This window comes from Methanohalobium sp. (assembly GCF_018609725.1).
GTDB lineage: Archaea > Halobacteriota > Methanosarcinia > Methanosarcinales > Methanosarcinaceae > Methanohalobium.
In genome coordinates this window covers 1-4,346 of sequence record NZ_JAHENT010000158.1, presented here as the reverse complement: position 1 = coordinate 4,346, position 4,346 = coordinate 1, and the positions used below count along the sequence as shown (strand labels likewise).

The following is a 4,346-nucleotide window of genomic DNA, read 5'->3' as shown; positions in this document are numbered from 1 at the left end:
ATGGCCTGATACTATTAAGGAAAAAGACGTTAATGATATGATTAAAGATGGTGGTTTGACAAGAAAATATCTATTAGAAATGATAAATTATAATACATATTCTGGTTTATCCGCAATTGCAGCAATTAACAAGTGGAGTAAAGTATGAGAGAATATCTAAATGCATTGAAGCAAATTATGAATAATGGAAATGATCGAAATGATAGAACTGGTGTGGGTACTCGGTCTGTATTTGGTCATCAGATGCGTTTTGATTTACGTGAAAGCTTTCCAGCCGTCACAACTAAGAAGCTTGCTTGGAAAGCGGTTGTAAGTGAACTTCTATGGATTCTTGAAGGTAGTTCTGATGAACGTCGCCTTGCCGAAATTCATTATGGTGATTCAAGAGAAAATCTTGTAGGTAAAAAAACTATCTGGACTGCAAATGCTGATAAGCAAGGTGCTGATCTTGGTTATTCGAACAATGATTCGGTGAAAGAACTAGGCCCCGTATATGGCTCACAGTGGCGTTCATGGGAAGGTATGAATTCTGTAACTGATCAAATTCGATTAGTTTTAAATAGTCTAAAGAACAATCCAGACAGTCGCCGTCATATTGTGAGTGCGTGGAATGTAGAAGAAATTGAGAATATGTCACTCCCGCCTTGTCATGTTATGTTTCAATTCTATGTTCACAATAATGAGTTAAGCTGTCAACTGTACCAAAGATCGGCTGATTTTTTTCTTGGTGTTCCTTTCAATATTGCGTCCTACAGTCTGCTAACACATATGTTTGCAGAAATTCTAGGTATGGGTGTGGGTGAGTTTATCTGGACAGGTGGCGATTGTCATATCTACACTAATCATTTCGATGCTGTAAAAGAACAAGTCAAGAGAAAGCCGCTTCAAGGTCCAACACTTGTTATGCCTACTATTAATAGTTTAAATGACGTGCTGAATACTAAACCAAGTGATTATGTTCTTGCAAATTACGAACCAATGCCAAGCATTAAGGCTTCTATGGCAGTATAAAAAAATAAAAATTTTTATTGATACCCGCTGAAACCCGCAGTATATCTAGACTGTGGAACAATCCGAGTGCATATATACTAAGTGACACTTTCCAAATAGATAATTTCCATTCAATCGACTGTAAGACTACAGGGCGATGTGCGATCAATTGTCCAAAACACAAGAATAAAGAGGTAATTCAATGAGCGTAATATATTCCGATTTTCAGAAAGATAATTTTAGACGACTAGCATCAGAGACTAAGTTTTATGAATCTTACTCTCGATTCTTAGAGAATGAAAACAGATATGAGACTTGGGAAGAATCCGTAAATCGTGTTATGAACATGCATAGAAAATATTATGCTGATGTTATGACACCAGAACTAGAGAAACTAATTGACAAGGCTGAAGAAGGTTACGCTCAAAAGCTATTTCTAGGATCGCAACGCGCTCTACAGTATGGCGGCGATCAACTTCTAAAGAACCATATGAAGCTGTACAATTGTACATCTTCTCATTGTGACCGCCCGGAATTCTTTGGCGAGATTTTCTGGATTCTATTATCCGGTTGTGGTGCTGGTTTCTCAGTTCAAAAGCATCATATCGCAAATCTACCAAAGATCAAGGAACGTCATAAGAATTCCAAGACATTCACTATTCCAGATTCAATTGAAGGATGGGCGAAGGCTCTTGACGTTCTTATGTCATCTTTCTTTGAAGGTGGTGGTAAGCATCCTGAGTATGAAGGCCGTCGCGTCAACTTTGACACTACAGAGATTCGCGATAAGGATTCCTACATTTCCGGTGGCTTTAAGGCTCCCGGTCCAGAACCACTAAGAGTTGCACTAGACAAGATTGAACGTATTCTCGTTAAGGTTGCTAAAGAAAATCGTCAACTAAAGCCTGTCGAGGCTTACGATATTACCATGCACGCGGCTGATGCTGTTATTGCGGGCGGTGTTCGTCGTAGTGCAACAATCTGTCTATTCTCTATTGATGATGAAGAAATGATGAACGCCAAGACAGGCGAGTGGTATATTCATAATCCACAACGCGGGCGTTCAAACAACTCGGCTGTATGTGTTCGTGATGAAATTACATATGAACAATTTAAGTATCTCTATGAAAAGACAAAGCAATTTGGTGAGCCTGGATTCTACTTTGTTTCTTCCCGCGAACATGCAACTAATCCGTGTGTCGAAATCGGCATGTTACCACGTTATTATCCATATCCAAAAATGAGTCTTGAAAGTGGTATTTCAGGATGGCAGGGTTGCAACCTTACAGAGATTAACGGTACAATGTGTACTACCGAAGAAATCTTCTATCAGGCTTGCGAACAAGCTGCAATCGTCGGCACTCTACAAGCTGGATATACAGACTTCAAGTTTGTAACCGAAACTACAAGAAAGATTTTCGAACGCGAAGCACTTCTAGGCGTGTCAGTTACCGGCTGGATGGGGAATCCAAAGGTGCTTCTAAACGAGGAAATTCTACGTAAGGGCGCACGCATTGTGAAGGACACAAACAAGCGTGTGGCGAAGTTGATTGGTATCAACCCTGCCGCTCGTAACACTTGTGCAAAGCCCGCTGGTAATGCTTCTGTTCTTCTTATGACACCTTCTGGTTTCCATGCGGAACACGCGCCAATGTTCATTCGCAACATTCAAATGAGCGCAACACAAGAGGTTGCAAAACTGATCAAACAGACTAATCCACATATGGTAGAAAAGTCTGTGTGGTCATCTAGTGGTACGGACTATGTAATTTCGTTCCCAATCATTCCAGCGAAGGAATCATATTTCCGCCATCAGGCAACCGGCATTGATTTTCTAGAGAAGGTCAAGCTTGCACAAAACTCTTGGGTTGAAGAAGGTACAGACCTAGACCTATGTGTTGACAAAACATTAAGACACAATATCTCTAATACCACAACCGTTGAAGATGGTCATTGGGATAAGGTGGGTGACTATATCTTTGAAAACCGCAAATACTTCTCGGGTATCAGTCTGCTAAGTGAAGTTGGTGACAAGGATTATAATCAGGCACCAAATACAGAAGTTAAGCCCGCAAGTAGAATTCTAGAAGAATATGGTGAGAGTTGCATGTTTGCTTCTGGTCTTATTGTTGATGCTCTTAACGCATTTGGTGATCTTTGGAAGGCTATTGATCACATTAACTGGAACATTGAAATTGATGAAAATGATGACAAGCGCGTGTTGAAAGATGACTGGATTCGTCGCTTTAAAAAGTTCTCAGAACAATATCACGGCGATCTAAAGAAGACTGAATACATGCTTAAGGACGTGCATTTACTTCATAAGTGGAATAAGATTGTTAATAACTATCAGCCTATTGATTGGATTAACAATCTCAGTCAGAAGGAGTATACGGATATTAATACTCTTGCAGCCCAAAGTTGTCATGCGGGAGCGTGCGAAATATAAAGGTTGACAAATGGGCCGTGGAGTGTTATGCTTCATGGCCCATAACTTAAGGAGATATATAATGTGTGAGAATAATCAGAATCCTAGTGAAATGGACAGTGATGCTCTATTTCGTCTTTATGAACTTATGAAGCAACGTAATGATCGCGAAAAAGAACGTCGATAGGAACAACGACGTAAGAAAAAGGATGAAAATAATAATGAGTGATTTTATATTAAGTGATCAAAAAGTTAATGTTTATATTGGTGATTGTTTAAAAGTTCTTGATACATTACCACAAAAATATTATCAAACTTGTGTTACAAGTCCACCATATTTTAATTTAAGAGATTATGGGGTTGGTGGTCAAATTGGATTAGAAAATAATCCCGATGATTACATTGATATGCTTGTTAATGTCTTTCGTAAAGTGTGGAATGTCTTAAAGGATGATGGTACTCTATGGTTAAATATTGGTGATAGTTATAATGCCAACTATCGTGGTGAGGATATAAACAATGTATCTAGTAAACAATTAAGTAATTCGGGAACACAGAATTTTATGTCTAGTCCACGCAATAAAATTCATAATCATAAACCAAAAGATTTGTTGATGATTCCCGCTCGCGTTGCGCTTGCGTTGCAAGCGGACGGCTGGTATATTCGTTCTGATATTATTTGGGCTAAACCAAACCCAATGCCCGAAAGTGTTAAGGATAGACCCACATCAGCACATGAGCATGTGTTCCTACTGACTAAAAGCAAAAAGTATTTCTACGACACGGAGGCGGTAAAGGAGAATGTCAGCCCCAACACAATAGCGCGTTGGGGCGACAAGCCGATACGGAAGCGCCCAAACGGCTCACCAAATTATGAGCAGCTACAGGGCGAGAATACATGCGGCCATAACGGCGAAAGTCGCAACCT

At 39.7% G+C, this 4,346-nt stretch carries 3 protein-coding genes; all 3 read left to right on the top strand.

Annotation, left to right across the window (positions count from 1 at the left end; translation table 11 throughout):
• Window positions 1-144: 144 nt before the first annotated feature.
• The gene (locus tag QZ276_RS10650) at window positions 145-1,011 is read left to right on the top strand and encodes a thymidylate synthase (protein WP_292487847.1); all 867 of its coding nucleotides are present in this window, start codon (window positions 145-147) and stop codon (window positions 1,009-1,011) included.
• A 181-nt stretch (window positions 1,012-1,192) separates the two neighbouring features.
• Window positions 1,193-3,439, top strand: a complete 2,247-nt coding sequence (locus tag QZ276_RS10645; RefSeq protein WP_292487845.1) for a hypothetical protein — start codon at window positions 1,193-1,195, stop codon at window positions 3,437-3,439.
• 200 nt (window positions 3,440-3,639) lie between these two features.
• On the top strand, window positions 3,640-4,346 hold a 707-nt coding region (locus QZ276_RS10640; RefSeq protein WP_292487842.1), incomplete at its 3' end, for a site-specific DNA-methyltransferase.